Annotated in this window: 17 protein-coding genes; 2 read left to right on the top strand and 15 right to left on the bottom strand. The window is 41.1% G+C overall.

The features are described from left to right. Positions 1-107 precede the first annotated feature (107 nt). From accC to pdxA, 6 genes are all read right to left on the bottom strand, one after another. On the bottom strand, positions 108-1,454 hold the full coding sequence (accC, locus tag BST97_RS12030; RefSeq protein WP_085767472.1) for an acetyl-CoA carboxylase biotin carboxylase subunit: 1,347 nt from the start codon (positions 1,452-1,454) through the stop codon (positions 108-110). A gap of 143 nt (positions 1,455-1,597) precedes the next feature. Beyond that, positions 1,598-2,080 (bottom strand): acetyl-CoA carboxylase biotin carboxyl carrier protein, encoded by a 483-nt coding sequence (gene accB, locus BST97_RS12025; RefSeq protein WP_085767471.1) that lies wholly within the window; start codon positions 2,078-2,080, stop codon positions 1,598-1,600. Positions 2,081-2,100: 20 nt separating this feature from the next. Beyond that, entirely contained in the window at positions 2,101-3,096 is a 996-nt protein-coding gene (locus tag BST97_RS12020) for a beta-ketoacyl-ACP synthase III (protein WP_085768246.1), read from the bottom strand. Between the two features lie 144 nt (positions 3,097-3,240). Then, positions 3,241-3,438: a 50S ribosomal protein L32 gene (gene rpmF / locus BST97_RS12015; RefSeq protein WP_085767470.1), complete on the bottom strand. Its 198-nt coding sequence runs from the start codon at positions 3,436-3,438 to the stop codon at positions 3,241-3,243. Between the two features lie 2 nt (positions 3,439-3,440). Then, positions 3,441-3,983, bottom strand: coding sequence for a YceD family protein (locus tag BST97_RS12010; protein ID WP_085767469.1), 543 nt, complete (start codon positions 3,981-3,983; stop codon positions 3,441-3,443). Between the two features lie 109 nt (positions 3,984-4,092). Beyond that, positions 4,093-5,142 carry a 4-hydroxythreonine-4-phosphate dehydrogenase PdxA gene (gene pdxA / locus BST97_RS12005; protein WP_085767468.1) on the bottom strand — a complete coding sequence of 350 codons (1,050 nt, stop codon included), beginning with the start codon at positions 5,140-5,142 and terminating at the stop codon, positions 4,093-4,095. Between the two features lie 54 nt (positions 5,143-5,196). Here pdxA and BST97_RS12000 point away from each other — a divergent pair, with 54 nt between their 5' ends. Beyond that, the gene (locus BST97_RS12000) at positions 5,197-5,784 is read left to right on the top strand and encodes a riboflavin synthase (protein WP_085767467.1); all 588 of its coding nucleotides are present in this window, start codon (positions 5,197-5,199) and stop codon (positions 5,782-5,784) included. Between the two features lie 359 nt (positions 5,785-6,143). Here BST97_RS12000 and BST97_RS11990 read toward each other — a convergent pair whose 3' ends face one another. Both BST97_RS11990 and BST97_RS11985 read right to left on the bottom strand, forming a co-directional pair. Then, positions 6,144-7,757 (bottom strand): S8 family peptidase, encoded by a 1,614-nt coding sequence (locus BST97_RS11990; protein ID WP_157111649.1) that lies wholly within the window; start codon positions 7,755-7,757, stop codon positions 6,144-6,146. Between the two features lie 7 nt (positions 7,758-7,764). Continuing rightward, complete coding sequence (locus BST97_RS11985; protein WP_085767464.1) at positions 7,765-8,607, bottom strand: MBL fold metallo-hydrolase; 843 nt, start codon at positions 8,605-8,607, stop codon at positions 7,765-7,767. Positions 8,608-8,822: 215 nt separating this feature from the next. Between BST97_RS11985 and BST97_RS11980 the strand changes: the two genes are divergently transcribed. After that, on the top strand, positions 8,823-10,691 hold the full coding sequence (locus BST97_RS11980; protein WP_085767463.1) for a cation:proton antiporter: 1,869 nt from the start codon (positions 8,823-8,825) through the stop codon (positions 10,689-10,691). Between the two features lie 228 nt (positions 10,692-10,919). Here the strand turns inward: BST97_RS11980 and lepA are convergent, their stop codons facing one another. The 7 genes from lepA to panD form a co-directional block, all read right to left on the bottom strand. After that, on the bottom strand, positions 10,920-12,719 hold the full coding sequence (lepA, locus tag BST97_RS11975) for a translation elongation factor 4 (protein ID WP_085767462.1): 1,800 nt from the start codon (positions 12,717-12,719) through the stop codon (positions 10,920-10,922). Between the two features lie 207 nt (positions 12,720-12,926). Next, positions 12,927-14,051: a M23 family metallopeptidase gene (locus BST97_RS11970; RefSeq protein WP_085767461.1), complete on the bottom strand. Its 1,125-nt coding sequence runs from the start codon at positions 14,049-14,051 to the stop codon at positions 12,927-12,929. 2 nt (positions 14,052-14,053) lie between these two features. Beyond that, positions 14,054-14,593, bottom strand: a complete 540-nt coding sequence (locus BST97_RS11965; protein WP_085767460.1) for a TlpA family protein disulfide reductase — start codon at positions 14,591-14,593, stop codon at positions 14,054-14,056. 9 nt (positions 14,594-14,602) lie between these two features. Then, a complete protein-coding gene (gene radA, locus BST97_RS11960; RefSeq protein WP_085767459.1) occupies positions 14,603-15,973 on the bottom strand; it encodes a DNA repair protein RadA in 1,371 nt (456 codons plus the stop codon). After that, complete coding sequence (locus BST97_RS11955; protein WP_085767458.1) at positions 15,973-17,232, bottom strand: alpha/beta hydrolase; 1,260 nt, start codon at positions 17,230-17,232, stop codon at positions 15,973-15,975. The genes radA and BST97_RS11955 overlap by 1 nt, the downstream gene beginning before the upstream one ends. A gap of 28 nt (positions 17,233-17,260) precedes the next feature. Then, positions 17,261-18,208, bottom strand: a complete 948-nt coding sequence (locus BST97_RS11950) for a lysylphosphatidylglycerol synthase transmembrane domain-containing protein (RefSeq protein WP_211277433.1) — start codon at positions 18,206-18,208, stop codon at positions 17,261-17,263. A 38-nt stretch (positions 18,209-18,246) separates the two neighbouring features. After that, complete coding sequence (gene panD / locus BST97_RS11945; protein ID WP_085767456.1) at positions 18,247-18,597, bottom strand: aspartate 1-decarboxylase; 351 nt, start codon at positions 18,595-18,597, stop codon at positions 18,247-18,249. Between the last annotated feature and the right edge of the window lie 6 nt (positions 18,598-18,603).

Below are 18,603 nucleotides of genomic sequence, written 5' to 3'. Positions count from 1 at the left end.
GCATTTCGACTCCGCTCAATGACCACGGAGTCGAAGTCAAAGCGAAATTCAACAAAAAAGCCCAAGATCAGATAGTGAACTTGGGCTTTGAGTCTTTGATGATAAATCTAGTTCTCAGGCTTCATTTTGAAGTCATTCATAAAAGCCGTGGTGTAATTTCCTTCTACGTATGCCTTATCCTCCATAAGTTGACGGTGGAAAGGTATCGTAGTTTTGATTCCCTCTATGTAGAATTCATCAAGTGCACGCTTCATTTTATCAATGGCCTCCTGTCTGGTGCGAGCAGTGGTGATCAACTTAGCGATCATGCTGTCGTAATTAGGCGGTATGGAATAACCAGCATAAACGTGCGTGTCGAGACGTACTCCGTGTCCTCCTGGCGCGTGCAAAACAGTAATCTTGCCTGGTGAGGGTCTGAATCCATGGTAAGGATCTTCTGCATTAATACGGCACTCGATGGAGTGTAGCGCTGGCTCATAATTCTTACCAGAGATTTTTACTCCCGCAGCAACTAAGATTTGCTCTCTGATCAAGTCAAAATCTATAACCTGCTCCGTGATGGGATGCTCTACCTGTATACGGGTATTCATCTCCATAAAGTAGAAGTTACGGTGTTTGTCTACAAGGAACTCAACCGTTCCCGCTCCTTCATAGGCAATATATTCTGCGGCCCTTACAGCGGCAGCACCCATTTCCTTACGCAGCTTCTTAGTCATAAAAGGAGAAGGGACCTCTTCAGTAAGTTTCTGGTGGCGACGCTGTACAGAACAGTCACGCTCACTCAAGTGGCATGCCTTACCGTACTGATCTCCTACGATCTGTATCTCGATATGGCGCGGCTCCTCGATGAGCTTCTCCATATACATGTCATCATTGCCAAAGGCAGCTTTACTTTCCTGGCGTGCACTTTCCCAAGCTTCTTTGAGGTCTTCTGCCTTCCACACGGCGCGCATTCCCTTACCTCCGCCACCAGCGGTGGCTTTAAGCATAACTGGATAACCAGTTTCTTCAGCAATTTCTTGACATTGCTCAAAACTTTCTATAATTCCGTCACTTCCTGGAACGCAAGGAACACCTGCCGCTTTCATCGTGGCTTTTGCGGTGGCCTTATCTCCCATTTTAGAAATCATCTCTGCGCTAGCCCCAATAAACTTTATGTCGTGTTCCTCACAGATACGTGAGAAGTCAGCATTTTCAGAAAGAAATCCATAACCAGGGTGAATAGCGTCAGCATTTGTGATCTCGGCGGCGCTTATAATATTAGCCATCTTAAGGTAAGACAGGTTACTGGGCGGTGGACCTATGCAAACTGCTTCATCAGCAAATTTTACGTGGAGGCTATCAGCATCAGCAGTAGAATAAACCGCTACTGTTTTGATACCCATCTCTTTACAGGTACGTATCACCCTCAGGGCGATTTCACCACGGTTTGCTATCAATATTTTTTTAAACATGATGTGATGTTTTAATTGTAGAGTAAATCGTGTTTCGCCCGGACATTATCGCTCTTTATCTCCTTAATTATGTAAAGGGAATTTTTGATAGTCTCGCTTTCGCGAAAGCGTAACACCTTCAAAGTCTATACTAAAAGATAGTCTTAAGATGGATCCACCAAGAAAAGTGGCTGATCAAACTCTACTGGTGTTGCATCATCTACCAATACTTTAACGATCGTACCAGAAACCTCACTTTCAATCTCATTAAATAGCTTCATTGCCTCAATGATACAAAGTGGATCACCTTCTTTTACAGAATCACCCACTTCAACAAACATAGGTTTCTCGGGAGCTGGTTTTCTATAAAATGTTCCTATTATAGGAGACTTTACAGTTACATACTTATCGTTATCACTACTAGCGACTGGGGCTGATGGAGCAGCTTGAGCTGCCGGTGCTGGAGCAGGAGCTGGTGCCGGTGCTGGAGCAGGAGCGGCTTGCATAGGCGCTGCCTGGGTTACATAAGTGACTTCATCACCACCCGTTTTAATGGTGATCTTTACATCATCCATTTCTAATTTAACCTCACTTGCGCCAGATTTTGCGACAAATCTAATGAGGTTTTGAATTTCTTTTAGTTCCATAGGGTTAATGGTTCTTTATATTAACTATCATAAGCCCAACTCAACAATATAGATCCCCAGGTAAAGCCACCACCAAAGGCGGCAAAAACCAGATTATCCCCTTTTTTGAGTTGAGACTCATATTCTTTTAAACATAGAGGTAATGTGGCGCTAGTTGTATTCCCATATTTGTGAATATTCACCATGACCTTATCCTCAGATAGATCTATTCTTCTGGCAGTTGCGTCTATAATCCTTTTGTTAGCTTGATGTGGGACGAGCCAATTAATGTCATCATTTGACAAATCGTTGCGTTTGACAACTTTTTCAGAGACATCTGCCATATTTGAGACAGCGTACTTAAATACATTTTTACCATCTTGAAACACAAAATGTTGTTTGTTTTTCACTGTCTCTTCAGATGCAGGAAGTATGGAACCACCTGCTTCTATTTTCAAAAAGTTACGACCTACTCCATCAGTACGTAAAATCTCATCCTTGAACCCATAACCTTCATGATTGGGCTCAAAAAGAACCGCACCACCTGCATCTCCAAAGATGATGCAAGTGGTGCGGTCTGTATAGTCTATAATCGAGGACATCTTATCGGCACCTATAAGCAGCACCTTTTTGTAACGTCCAGATTCAATATAACTACTGGCTGTACTCATTCCGTAAAGAAAACTGGAACAGGCCGCCTGTAGGTCATAGGAGAAAGCGTTTTTAGCACCAATTTCTGTAGCGACGTAAGCTGCCGTGGATGCCACTGGCATATCTGGTGTCGCTGTAGCGACTATGACTAAATCAATAGTCGTAGGATCTATATCTCTAGAATCAATTAGATCTTGAGCTGCCTTAATTGCTAAAAAAGAGGTTCCCTTACCTTCCTCTTTTAAAATACGACGTTCTTTGATACCCGTCCTAGTGGTAATCCACTCGTCGTTAGTATCTACCATTGTTTCTAAAATGGCGTTAGTAAGCCTATAATCAGGCACATAAGCACCTACCGCTGTTATTGCGGCTGTTAACTGACTCATATAAGAGACTTCTAAATTATTTAGAGCTGGGAAAGCTACTAAAAATCCTGTATAAACTACAAAAAATGACACGCTTTTAATAAAACGTGTCATTTATTGAGAAAATGATAAGAAACTACTCTTATCGAGGTATATTTTGAAATACTAAGCTTCTACTTCTTCGGTTTTGTCGATAAGGACGTTACCTCTGTAATACAACTTACCTTCATGCCAGTGAGCTCTGTGATAAAGGTGTGCCTCACCAGTAGTTGAGTCAGTAGCAATCGTAGGTACGCTAGCTTTGTAGTGCGTTCTTCTTTTATCTCTTCTTGTTTTAGAGATTTTTCTCTTAGGATGCGCCATGGCTATAAATTATTATCCGTTTTAAACTTTTTTAATGCGTCCCATCTGGGATCGACTTCTTTATCTTCATTTTGGTCATTGGGTTGATCTACACTCAATTCATCCAGTTTATCTAAGATGTCTGATTCAAGCGTTCCATTTTCAATGCCTGGATGCACTTTTTTTGCAGGCATGGACAGCACAATCATTTCATAAACGTACTGAGCGATGTTGAACTTAAATTCACCATGCGGCAAGATGAGAAGATCTTCATTTTCATCGTTGAATTCTTCACCAAACTTCACTACCAGATCCAATTGAGCATCTACAGGATGATCAAAAGGCACGTTACTCACGTCACAATCAACATTTACGGCTCCTTTTGCCGTCAGTTCAAGATCCATCAACGTGGATCTTTTGTCCAGAAAAGCAGTCACCGCTACATCAGCACTATTGAACTCGTCGAAACCAAAATTTTCAAAAAACGTGTTATCAACCTCAAAAGAAAACTCATGCTTCCCTGCTTTTAAACCTACAAATTGTATTTCAAAAGCTTTGAGTTCCATAACAATCTCTTTTACAAAGAGCGTGCAAAGATAAAAAAAGAATTGGATTTAATTGAAAAGAAAAAAGTTATATCTAAATGAGCTATTATTCTAGATCCTTAGACCAAAACTATCTACGCTTGCGGGTATTTACTTTGAGTACATCTTCTGTGAGTCTTGCATACTCTTTTCTGTTTTTGAAAATATCTGCGGCGGTATGTATTGCAGAGATAAAAGAACTAGGGCTTGCTATACCTTTACCTGCAATGTCAAATCCAGTACCATGATCTGGGCTGGTCCTCACATGAGAAAGTCCAGCGGTGAAATTTACTCCCCTCCCAAAACTCAAGGTTTTAAAGGGCACTAATCCCTGATCGTGGTAACTTGCTAGAATAGCATCAAATTCTAGATGCTTTCTATTTCCGAAAAAAGAATCTGCAGCGTAGGGACCAAAAATGATATTCCCATCCACACGTAACTCCTCTAGAGCAGGGATCAAACTATCTTGATCATCACGACCTATAGTCCCATTGTCACCTACATGCGGGTTAATTCCTAACACTGCAATTTTAGGCCTAGCAACTTTAAAATCCTTCCTCAAAGACTCTTTGATCGTACCTATTTTTTTCTTGATGAGCTTTGAATCAATATTTTGAGCGACCTCTCGTAATGGAACATGATCTGTCAAAAGACCTACCTTCAGTTCCGGAGTTACCATAAACATGAGGCTATCTCCTTCAAGTTCTTGATTTAAGTAATCAGTATGTCCCGGGAAGTTGAATTCATCTGACTGAATAGATTCTTTATTTATAGGCGCGGTAACCAGCACATCTACAAGATCATTTTTTAAAGCTAAGACGGCGCTTTTCAAACTCTTAATAGAAAGCTCACCAGCTTCCTTTTGCACACTTCCCCAATTAACTTTAAATGGTTCCTTGATTAGGCGAACCACGTTAATCCTACCCTCTATTGCCTGTGAAGCATCTTGTATACCGTGAAACTTAGTGGTGAGATTAAACACCCTTGAGTAATAAGTCAACAATTTAGTACTGCCAAAGATCACTGGAGTGTACAATTCGAGCATTCTAGAATCTTCAAAAGCTTTAAGTATGATTTCCCCTCCTATCCCATTAGGGTCTCCCATACTTATACCTACTCTTATATTCTTACTCTTACTCATGTACCGTGTTTTTAGACTTATTTTTGGGGTTATAAAAGTACATCAATAAGAGCTATGTTTACAGGAATTATAGAGAATACCGGCACAATTAAAAGGATTGTAAGAGATCAATCAAACATCCATTTCAAAGTTATGTCTTCCCTGGCCCCAGAACTAAAGGTAGACCAAAGTCTCGCGCATAATGGTGTATGCCTGACAGTAGTTGAAATACATGACGACTCTTATACTGTTACGGCGATCGATGAAACTTTGCAAAAAACCAATTTAGGAGATTTAAAAGAAGGTCATACTGTCAATCTTGAAAGAGCTATGCTTATGAATGCAAGGCTGGATGGCCACATTGTTCAAGGACATGTAGATCAAACAGCGACTTGCAAGGAAGTGCGGAATGAAGATGGTTCATGGATTTTCACCTTTGAGTATGATCCTGATCTGAAAAACGTAACTATTGAAAAAGGAAGCATTTGCATTAATGGAGTCAGCCTTACCGTCGTGAACTCCAAAAAATCATCGTTTTCAGTAGCTATAATACCCTATACTTTTGAACATACAGGATTCAAACATATGCAAAGTGGTGACAGAGTAAACCTAGAGTTTGATGTAATAGGAAAGTATGTAAAAAGACTTTTAGAGCTTAACTGAATTTAAATCTCTTCTTAGCAACTGCATAAACTATAATTGCTACTGCTGCTAACACAAGTACCCAGATATTCTCATCAATAGGTACTCTCAAACCCGGAGGAGTAGGCGCACCTGGTGGTGGTGGGGAGGGTGGCCCCTGAACCAACAACAATACATGCAAGTATAAATTTGAAATTAACATAGTTAGCAACTTATGAACCGCGAAAGTAAAAATTAATATTGAACTACAAAGTAATTTATGCGTTAACTATCTGTCGCCAGCTTAATTAAAGCGTTAAACTCGATTAAAGACATTTAAAAAGTGTCTATCATATAAATATATACGATAAAATGTTCACGAAAGTTTTGACGCTATCAACTTACATTTTTGAAGCCATTATTAGCGCGTTGTAGAGATTTGCCATTTTCCCTGAAACGCTTAACTCTTGAAACGATTGCACCTCTTCTCCACCCACTTTTACTCTTGCCTGCGTAGGGAGTCCGCTATTCATGATAACTTGTTTTACTTGAGCTGCAGTGAGTTTAGGATAATAAGACCTAATCACGGCAGCGATACCCGCCACTCCGGGAGCAGCCATTGAAGTTCCACCTAGTTTCTCATAATTATCATTAGGAACCGTTGAATAAATAGCAACACCTGGCGCAAAAACATCAACAGAGCTTTTTCCATAGTTAGAAAAATTAGCGACCATATCACTTCCGTATTCAAAATTTAAAGCTCCAACGGTGATAAAATTATCTGCAACCTCAGTTCCAGCAAGTTCCTGATCCTGTGGATAAACTTGAGTTTCGTCAGTATTTAAAGCTTCGTTTCCAGCTGCATTGACAAACAACACATCTTTACTTGCGGCATATTTTATAGCATCCCATACCCACTCTGGATTTGTTGAATGATATTTTCCAAAACTTCCATTGATGACCTTGGCTCCATTATCAGCGGCGTATCTAATGGCCTTAGCGATATCCTTATCATATTCATCACCATCTGGTACCGCTCTCAATACCATTATACGAGCATTGTTTGAAACCCCATTAATTCCCATACCATTATCACGCTCAGCGGCGATGATCCCAGCAACGTGAGTACCGTGTCGAGCATCTTTCATTTCAGGATCTGGACCTGAATATTTGTTGTTGCCATAAATACCAGTATCCCATTTGTACGGGTCGTCTTTCAAAATGTCAGCTCTATAATTTGTGGTTAGTGCAGTTCCATTCAAGCGAGCATTATTAGTCTCAATGAGATTTTCCAGTTCACTGCGGGCATCGTCCAGACTGCTTACCCCCAAGCCATAGATGTAGTTAGCAAATGCTTTAGCGTTCTGAACCGTTTCTTCATCAGACTTGATCGCAGCGACATCTTCCTTAGTATAGTCTTTCTTTCCTGTTTCTTTCTCTAGGATAGGGTCTACGGCATTGATCTGTTGTAGGATCTGTTGGTATCTTGAGGTAACTTGCTTTGCCTCTGCTACTTTCTCATCGTACTCCTTTTGAGCTTTAGTCACGATGTCTTGTGGTAATTTGCTTTTGTCTCTAACAATACGCTCATACTCATAATTCTCTTTGACGATATCACCCAGAAAGTTCCATCCATGAACGTCATCTACATATCCATTGTTATCGTCATCCTTGCCATTTCCTGGTATTTCATCCTCATTAATCCAGATAACACCATCTAAATCTTCATGACCTACATCGATACCACTGTCGATTACACCTACGATTACAGTCTTCCCATTCTTTCCTTTTAAGATTTCTTCATATGCTCTATTAACACTCATTCCCGGAATCGTATCTCTCACAAGATCATAATCTTTCCAGTTTTCTGATTCGACTGATGTGAGCTCAGTCGTCTTTAAAGGAGTAGCGTCTATATTTTCTATGGGTGGTGAAACTATAGCTCCTGTACTACCACAACTTACAATCAAGGCAGCAATAGCGACTCCAGCGATTCTTCTTATTTGATTCTTCATGTTCATCTTAGTCTAAAAGTTCTTTAAATGTAAAAGTGCGGTCGTGTCGCACCCCTTTTTCAGTATGTTTAACAGTTATGATCTCATTATTAGGATCATGTTCTAATATTAAGTAATACCCCTCAGTTGCTGCTGTATCTAGAAATTTTTTCTTCTCATCCAGAGTGAGCAGTGGTCTAGTGTCATATCCCATGACGTATGGCAGTGGCACGTGACCCGCGGTAGGTAACAAATCTGCCATGTAGACGAAGGTCTTACCGTCTATTTTTAAATGAGGAATCATCTGTTTTTCAGTATGACCATCCACGTACAACAGTTCAAAAGGTAAATCTGCCGTACCTTCATCCACAAAGTTGAGTTGTCCACTCTCCTTAATTGGTTGAATATTTTCCTTGAGAAAGCTGGCTTTTTCACGAGCGTTCGGGTTGACGGCCCAGTCCCAGTGTGAAGAGTTTGAGTGGATTCTTGCTTTCGCGAAAGCGGGCTCATAATAATCTCCCTTACCACTTTTTTGAATCACACCACCACAATGGTCAAAGTGCAAATGGGTCAGAAACACATCAGTAATATCATCACGTGAAAAGCCCAACTTCTTAAGTGAGCTGTCCAGGTCGTACTTGTGATCCATATAGTAGTACCCAAAAAACTTCTCGCTCTGCTTGTTTCCCATTCCAGTATCCATGAGAATGAGCCTGTCACCATCTTCCACAAGAAGACAGCGGGCGGCCATATCAATCATGTTATTTGAATCTGCAGGATTAGTGCGTTGCCAGAGCGATTTAGGCACCACACCAAACATCGCGCCTCCATCTAGTTTAAAATTGCCGGCCTCTACGGGATGAATATTCATAGCTGGTAAAAATGCAAAAAAATACTGCCTTCTTTCATGAAGTTTGCATTATTTTAAGTTGGGATGAAGGGCTACCGGCAATTTAATTTACTAACAGTCTCTTACCTCGATAGTGTTAAAATTCTATTTAATTGTGGGGTTTACGCTTTCGCGAAAGCGTAAGAATTATCACGCCTTGATAAAAAGATTGTAATTTCCCCAAAAATTTTTACCGAATGCTGGAACTGGCAGGAATTATAATTTTGGGAATACTGGCGCAATGGGTCGCCTGGCGATTCAAGATTCCCGCGATTTTACCACTGATTATCATAGGACTACTTGTAGGCCCAATCGCAACTCTATATACTGAAGACAATTCCAAATTGATCCAACCCATCTGGCTGGATGAACGTGGACTTTTCCCTGGTGAGAGCCTCTTTTATTTTGTTTCGCTGGCGATAAGTATCATACTTTTTGAAGGGGGTCTGACGCTTAAACGCACAGAGATCCTTAATACAGGTGGTGTTATAGGCAAACTCATTTCTGTAGGAGTGATTATCACCTTTATAGGTGCTGGTGTGGTAACGCATTATCTTTTTGGGTTTGACTGGGAAATTGCTTTGCTATTCAGCGCTCTAATTATTGTTACTGGACCTACCGTTATCACTCCTATTTTGCGTAACATACCGCTTAAAAAAGATGTGAGTTCCATCTTGAAATGGGAAGGTATTCTCATTGATCCTATTGGGGCACTTTTTGCAGTATTGGTTTTTGAATTCATTAGCGCAGGTGCGGGTTCTGAATTTACCGTAACCGCTCTGGAGGAATTTGGTAAGATTGTTTTGTTCGGTTTCACCTTTGGGTTCTCCTTTGCTCACGCTTTGTCCTTTTGTATCAAAAAACGTCTGATACCACATTATCTGCTGAACGTGTTTACGCTGGCTGCGGTTCTAGGGGTGTTTGTTTTGAGTGAGACTTTTGCTCATGAATCTGGTCTTCTCTCTGTCGTGGTGATGGGAATGGTTTTAGGAAACATCAATCTCCCCAACCTAAAAGAGCTGCTATATTTTAAGGAATCGCTGAGTGTCCTACTTATTTCCATACTCTTCATCTTGCTGGCAGCCAATATTGATATGGAAGACCTCTACTTGATCTATCGTTGGGAAACCGCAGTACTTTTTGTGATCGTTGCTTTTGTTTTGAGACCATTGAGTGTTTTTGCAAGCTCGGTAAACAGCAGTCTCAAGCTTAATGAGAAACTATTCATATCATGGGTAGGACCACGAGGAATTGTTGCAGCCGGTATTGCATCGCTATTTGGTTCAAAATTGGTCGCACAATTTGAGAGCGTGGGTAATTTTGAAGCGGCAAATCAAGCCCGTTATATCACGCCGCTAGTATTCATGATTGTATTGGGAACCGTACTCTTGAATGCAACAACGGCGCGTTTGTTTGCAAAAATAGTAGGCGTTTTCCTTAAAAAATCTAACGGTATAATGATCGTAGGTGCCTCTAAATTTTCAAGACTCATTGCACAATACCTTCAAAAAAACGACCGCAGCGTCGTACTCGTGGATAGCAATGCAAATAATGTGCGCATCGCAAAGGATGAGGGTCTTGAAGCCATCGTCGCAGACGTTTATAGCGATGCCTTGTCTGATGATATAGAATTTAGCAACATAGGTTATCTATTGGCACTTACGGGCAACTCAGAGATCAATGAGTTTGCCATAGATCGTCTGGGTGATCAGTATGGAGAACACGGTTCTTACCGGCTTGTGCATAACACTGAGGTTAAAAACCCAAATGAAAATCCTGCCCAGGGACTTTTCTCCAGCACAGATGATTATGTCAATATGATGGAAGTAGCCCGTCACCACGGCGAGATCCACGAGTTGGAAATCAAATCACAAGAGCATTACGAGGCTCTTATCGAGATCACAAAGACTGATCGCAATATCATCCCGCTATTTGTAAAACGAGAAAAAACTATCGACATCATTCCTTCCATGTCTCTCAAAATGGATGTGGAACCGGGAGAGATGCTGGTTTATCTAGGTAAAAAAATCGTAGAGCAAGAAACCGGTGAGGTGGTGATGCAGTAAGAGTTCGGTATGTGGTATGTGGTATGCGGTATGCGGTATGCGGTATGCGGTATGCGGTATGCGGTAAATTGGGAATTTCTCGATAACATGAGAACGTTAGCGCGTTCAATATGTTGACAATGGTAAATCTTAGTCCTTTTCTTGGATCGAGTTACTTTATATTGAACAAAATAAAAAAGGTGAGAACTGACAAGTCTCACCTTCTTTACTATTTCTATTTGTAAGCTACTAGTCATTCAACTTCAACACCGCCATAAATGCCTGTTGTGGAATCTCGACATTTCCTACCTGGCGCATGCGTTTCTTACCTTTTTTCTGCTTTTCAAGAAGTTTACGTTTACGGGAAATATCACCACCATAACATTTTGCGGTAACATCTTTACGTAAAGCTTTAATGGTTTCCCTAGCGATGATTTTTGATCCTATCGCTGCCTGGACCGGAATATCAAATTGCTGTCTTGGGATCAATTCCTTTAATTTTTCCACCATTTTTTTACCAATAGTGTAGGCATTATCAAAGTGAATCAAAGCACTCAGAGCGTCGACCGGCTGTGAGTTCAAGAGAACATCTACACGTACCAACTTTGAAGTGCGCATACCAATAGGAGCGTAATCAAAAGAAGCATAACCTCTTGAAACGGTTTTTAAGCGATCGTAGAAATCAAAAACGATCTCGGCCAGCGGCATGTCAAAGGTCAATTCCACGCGCTCTGTCGTCAAGTAATTCTGATTGGTGACGATACCACGTTTTTCAATACAAAGCGACATCACGTTCCCTACATAATCAGACTTGGTAATGATGGTTGCCTTGATATAGGGTTCTTCCACGCGGTTGAGCGTAGAAGGCTCTGGCATATCGCTAGGATTGTTGACGATAATAATCTGGTCAGGCTCTTTGTTTGTATAAGCATGGTACGACACGTTAGGAACCGTGGTAATAACGGTCATATCAAATTCACGCTCCAGTCGCTCTTGAATGATTTCTAAATGCAACATTCCCAAAAATCCGCATCGGAAACCAAAACCTAGCGCAGCACTGCTCTCTGCCTGAAATACCAATGATGCATCATTGAGCTGCAGTTTCTCCATGCTGGCTCGCAAATCCTCATAATCCTCAGTATCTACTGGATAGATGCCCGCAAAAACCATAGGCTTTACGTCTTCAAATCCAGAAATAGCATTCTTTGTGGGATTTTCATGATCTGTGATGGTGTCCCCTACTTTTACTTCTTTGGCTTCTTTGATTCCCGTGATTAGGTAACCTACATCACCAGCACCTATCTCCTTTTTGGGTACCTGGTTTAATTTGAGCGTACCTATTTCATCAGCATGATAACTCTCGCCAGTAGCTACAAATTTTATGTGCTGACCTTTTTTAATCGATCCATTAATTACCCTAAAAATGGTCTCAACACCTCTAAACTGGTTATAAACCGAGTCAAAAACGAGTGCTTGAAGTGGCTCGTTTGGATTTCCTTTAGGTGCAGGAACGCGCTCTATAATAGCATCGAGAATTTCTTGAATCCCTATACCTGTTTTTGCACTCGCCGGAATGACCTCGCTAGGGTCACAGCCTAACAAGTCAACGATGTCGTCAGTAACCTCTTCTGGATTTGCACTAGGCAGATCTACTTTATTCAATACAGGAATAATTTCTAAATCATTTTCCAGCGCTAGATAAAGATTTGAAATAGTCTGCGCCTGTATACTCTGTGCAGCATCTACCACAAGAAGTGCCCCTTCACAAGCTGCAATAGAACGAGAGACTTCATAAGAAAAATCTACGTGACCCGGCGTGTCGATCAGGTTAAGAATGTACTTCTCGCCATCAGGAGCGGTGTAATCCATTTGTATCGCGTGGGACTTGATTGTGATCCCTCGCTCACGTTCTAAGTCCATGTTATCCAGTAGCTGCGCCTTTGATTCACGCTGGGTCACCGTTTGCGTGGCATCTAGCAAGCGATCTGCCAGCGTACTCTTTCCATGGTCGATGTGAGCGATGATACAAAAATTACGTATGTTCTTCATATAAGCTAAAATGGGCTGCAAATATAACGGAATTGCGCCTGAGGCGTTTACCTCAATCAGTCTTGAGAAGTTAATTTTCCTTACGTAATTGAATTTTAGAGAGCAGTCCTAGGTTTCCAAACTTTAGTAACGTGACTTGTGTCTTTATAAACGGAATAAGCTTTTTTTTAATTACGCTTTCGCGAAAGCGAGATCAAAAAAATTTAATTAAAAAACCAAAACACTCTTGTGTATAAAACCAGCTTTACCGTCTAGCGTACGCACGTGATACCAGTCGCTGTTGCGTCCCAAAATTTTCACCTCTTCTGTTTTGACATCTTGAATAATATCAAACTGGGTACTGGGACCTGTTCTGAGATTAGCCGCGTTGCCATTGGCTCTTGCAAATTCCTGAACAAGTTCATCGTTCCCAGGTTCTGGAACACCATACTGATAAACAAATGAAAGCGGATCTATCGCACCTCCAGACTTATAAATTCCGAAATGTAGATGCGGCGGCGTGGTGCGCGCGTTGCCCGTGTTTCCCACGTAGCCTATGGTATCGCCTCTTCTGACCCGATCGCCCTGCTCCACATTCCAACCGTTAAGATGTGCATAGTAGATCGACTGACCATTTTTAGAATCGGTTTGCCAGATTTGTTTGCCGCCCAATCCTCGATCCCTCACAGAGCTGATCCGTCCATCAGTCACTGCAACAATGGGATGATCTCGTGGCGCAAATATGTCAATCCCTTCATGGGAACGACTGCCTCCACCTCTGGACGCTCCCCAAAAGGACTGGATGGCATCATTATCTTTTTCAGCTAGAGGGAAGGTGTATTCTGCCTGTTTTTGGAATATAATATCAGACTCAAAATGACTGGAATCTGCATACTGAATAACTACTGTAATTGTTTCATCTCCTTCAGAATCATAATAGACTTGGCTGCTCCACGGCTTTTTTTGAATTTCCAGATTTTCATTGTGGTAAATTTCTACCAATAGCCGATCAACTTCTTCAGGTTTAAATTCTGTTGAATCTCGTTGTATCGAAATCTTAAGATTCTCACCAATTTTTAACTCTACTCGATAGCCAGCAAAGAAGTTGCCATTCCCATAATTCGAAACGCGTTCTGCCATTCCATCGCCTATTGACGTAACTTCTTTAAGTGCAGCAGTTTTCTGATCTTCAAGAAGTATTTGCTCCTGCTCGGTCAAGTCGCGATAAAGAATTTCTCGAGCTGTGGGTTTTAGAATAAAGTCAAAATAACTGGGGTGGTTATAGAAGAGATAGATTCCTGTCGCTGCAACAGCAAGCACAAAAATGAAAAAAAAGAGTTTACCCTTACGCAAATCTATATTGATAGAAATGCGTCAATCACCTCACTTATTCTCGTGGAACTGGGGCGACTGGCATTACTATCAACTAGACGTCCATTTTTATCAAACAACATATAGCGAGGTATAGTACTCACGTTATTTGTCTGAAAAAGTTTTGCCTTTGGGTAATTACGAGCGAGATAACTGTTTTCGGTCAACTGGAATTGTTGCGTAGCGCTTTCCCAGGCTTTGTTGTTACGGTCTATGGATACGTAGATAAAATCAACATCTTTGTTCTTATACTTCTCTTGAAGTTGATGTGACGCAGGCATTTCTGCTTTGCAGGGACCGCACCAGCTCGCCCAGATATCCATATAGACTAACTTCCCTTTATGACTAGCAATCACATCTTGAAGGGAGTGATAATTGTCATTCAAATCGCTCATGTGCACGACTTCATTTGTAGACGTATCAACATCTGCAAAGCGCTTTGTGGTTTCTTTTTTTGCTGGCTCCACATTCTCATTACAGGAAACCATCAATAAAGCCACAATCAAAAAAACAGAAAACCTCATAATCGAATTTTAGGAAAACAAATATCTTACTAATTCCTCAATCTTTGAAAAAGCGTGTATCTGAATGCCCTTATTATTGAATTTCTGCTTTACAGGAGCAACAAATATTTTCTCAAAACCTAGTTTTTCTGCCTCGTTGATGCGTTGATCCAATCGCGATGTGGGTCGTATTTCACCTGCCAGACCTACCTCAGCACAAAAACAATGACTTGACGAAAGTTCTAGATCAAAGTTTGAGGATAAAATTGCTGCGACAACAGCAAGATCTATTGCTGGGTCGTTGACCTGAATCCCACCCGTTATATTTAGAAAAACATCCTTTTGCCCGAGTTTGAAACCTGCACGTTTTTCCAAAACTGCCAAGATCATATTCAGCCGTTTTAAGTTGTAACCTGTGGCGCTGCGCTGTGGCGTTCCGTAGACTGCCGTGCTGACAAGCGCTTGCACTTCAATCAAAAGCGGTCGCATGCCTTCCATAGTTGCCGCTATGGCCGTACCACTAAGTGCAACATCTTTGTTGGAGATCAATATTTCACTCGGATTTGCCACTTCTCGCAAGCCGTGACCAAGCATCTCGTAAATACCTATTTCATGCGTGCTCCCAAAACGATTTTTCAGCGATCTTAAAATTCGATAGGTGTGATTGCGATCTCCTTCAAACTGCAAAACCGTGTCCACCATGTGTTCTAAGATTTTAGGACCAGCGATATTCCCGTCTTTAGTAATATGACCTATAAGCAGCACTGGTGTTGCCGTCTCCTTTGCAAACTTGATAAGCTCTCCCGTACATTCCCTGATCTGGGAAACGCTTCCCGCGGTGCTCTCGACATGATCTGTCTGTAGAGTTTGAATGGAATCTATAATCAGAACTTCTGGTTCCAACTCTGTAATTTGTCTAAAAATTTTTTGCGTTTTGGTCTCTGTCAGAATATAGCAGTCAGATGCATCTTTTTTGATTCGGTCTGCGCGCATTTTGATTTGTTGCGCACTCTCCTCTCCCGATACGTACAGCGTTTTAAAGGGTAGATTTAAGCAAACTTGTAGTAATAAAGTGGATTTTCCGATGCCAGGCTCACCACCTAACAAAGTGATTGAGCCAGGCACGAGACCTCCGCCCAGCACTCTATTGAATTCAGCATTTGCAGTGTTGAGTCGTGGACTTTCGGTTGCGTCTATTTGCGAGATCAGTGTGGGTTTGTTGTTACGCTTTCGCGAAAGCGTGCCCTCGTCTCCCTCCTGTTTCCAGGATCGTGATTCTCTCTTTTCTACAACTTCTTCAACTATGGTATTCCACTCCTTACAAGAATTGCACTGTCCTTGCCATCTTGCGTATTGAGCACCGCAATTCTGACAGAACCATGTGGTTTTGGTTTTGGCCATTAATTTCTTTCCTCGGCTTTTAAAATTTCTAGTTTATCCAAAACGTTAGTCTGAGTGATACCGGCAGCTGGCTCAAGAGTATAAGCTTCATTCAACAGGTCTATTGCTCTAGGTATGCGCCCTATTCCCTCATAACCTAAGGCCTGCAGATAAGGACCGTAGGCAAGTTCAGGATATTCCTTTGAAGTAAGACTACCTAAGTTGATCATCTCATCCCAGTCCTCACGGTTTTTAAGAAAAGATGCGATCGTCGCTATGTCGATAAGTCTTAATTTCATTTGAATGCCATAAACCTCTTCTATGAATTTGTATTTCTCTTGAAGTACTTTGACAACGCTTACCTTAGACTTATCACGTTTTTTCTTTTTCTTCTTTTTTTCTTTTTTGTCCTCTGCATCTTCATCAGATTCTTCATCTAACATATCTTCCTCCATCATTTCCTCTTCTGCAGCTATTTGTACGTCTTCCTCCACACCAGCTTTGTATAGCGCCTGCTCATCGATCATGCCGTATTCCTGAAAAGAGTATTGAAGCCCTCTTGAAATAGCATCAACGGCAACAGAATATTTATTGCTGTTTGCAATCTGCTCATGTTTCATGTTAAGGTTCTCACGACCTATGAAGAGTGAGTCTGTAATCGTGTCAAAGAAAGTACCATCCACGTCAGTCGTCTCTGGAGTGCCTACATAAAAATAGGTATACTCTTGCTGATCACCCATTTTACGAACTAGGTTTTCTTCAACCAGTCTTGAGTATTCTGGTGCTATTTGAATGAAAGCATTAACTGGAACTTTTTTCCTGAGCAAATAGTAAGCTGATAAGTTTGCCGTGATATCCTTACCTATTATTACTGTAAAAGGTGTCACACGGTATTCTTCCATCATGGTACCTCTTAATTCCATGAGAAAATCCATGAATTTCTGACCTCGCTCACCGGGCAGTCCAGTTTTGTAGTCTATGGCAGCATCATCATACCTACTTTCTTTCATGTTTACTCCTACTACAAAAGATTCAGGCATTTGATCCCAATAAGAAAGGTAATCTACATTACCAGCAACCGGTTCAAACAAATAATCCCCATCAAGTACAATAACTAACGGATAGGTTTTATCTGGATTCTTGTTATAACTGCGTGGTTTTAAAATTTTTACTTGTCGCTCTTCATCAAGTATCTCACTAGGATAAGTGCGATACAAAGCCTGAGAGTAGGCAAGTGCACAAAAAAATAATGCGAGAGAGGTTAGTGTAATTTTTTTCATGGATTGGAAATTTGCCTATAAATGTAATTCATTTACCAAATAATCGGGAATTAAATGAAATAAGCATCAAAGAAATCAAACCGTAAACGATCACCAGCAAGGTCTGTGACAACCATAATATCCAACCTATGCTCGTCCCTAAAATCTCAGAATACCCAAACAACAGTAGCACTTGAGCGATAAGATAAGGGTATGCACCAAAGCCGCCGTTTACAAAAGCTACTGAGAAACTCCCGGCTACAAAAGCAGATAAGACAGCTGGTAACGCAATGCTATCAAATCCTTCCAATGAATGAAAACATACATAGAACATGAGGACATACATCGCCCAAATGAATAATGTATGTAGTAAGTAAAGCATTTTCTTTTCCATTGTCCAAATGGTCTGGAAGCCTTCTTTCAATCCACTGATAAAATTTTTAATTAGCTGAAAGACTTTGAATCTCTTTGCTGCCCAGTAAAATGTTACAAAAAGAACAACCACAACTATTAGGAACACAGCAAGAGTTCTTATGTCTGTCTCATTGAGTAATACCTCTAAACGTTCAGAAAAAAAAGGTAGAAGCTCTTCTGCTGCCAGCGACAGGGCGATGCAGGTAATAATGAGCAATACAATGAGATCAAGAACACGCTCTGCTATTATCGTTCCCAGACCTCTATCCATGGAAATCCCATTAGTTTTGCGAATCACTCCAGCACGAGCGACCTCACCTCCTCTGGGCACAAACAAATTCACTATGTAACCCGTGCCTATTGCAGCAACATTAGTCAAAAAGCTGGGCTGATTCTTAAACTTAGACAACATGTAATTCCAGCGCCAGGCCCTTGAAAGATGACTCGCTAACGCCATGATTACACTAAGAATCACGTATGAGTAATCAGCTCCTTTTATACTGTTGTAAACTACTGTTCTTTCTTCATCTGTGAAGCTGGAATAGGGAAGGTAAACGAGATAAGCACCAAGTAATAAAGGCACAACCCATTTTAAAACTTTGAAAAGCTTGTTTTTCAATTCTAGGTAAGGGTGTTATCCTCCTCATTAGGAAAAAGCAAGGTAGGCTTAAAGCCCTTTGCCTCTTCCATGGTCATTTGCGCGTAAGTTATAAGGATCAAAACATCTCCTTTTGATACAAGGCGGGCAGCCGCACCATTTAAGGTTATTTCACCGCTTCCTCTAGGGCCAGGAATGGCATAGGTTTCTAATCTATTTCCGTTATTGTTATTAACGATTTGAACCTTTTCACCCTCTACGATGTTTGCGCCATCCATAAGGTCTTCATCAATTGTGATGCTACCTATGTAATTCAGGTCTGCGCCTGTAACTTTCACCCTGTGGATCTTGGATTTTACGACTGTAATCAACATGTTGCA

The organism is Nonlabens spongiae, from assembly GCF_002117125.1.
GTDB classification, from domain to species: domain Bacteria; phylum Bacteroidota; class Bacteroidia; order Flavobacteriales; family Flavobacteriaceae; genus Nonlabens; species Nonlabens spongiae.
This window is presented reverse-complemented; position numbering and strand designations above follow the sequence as displayed.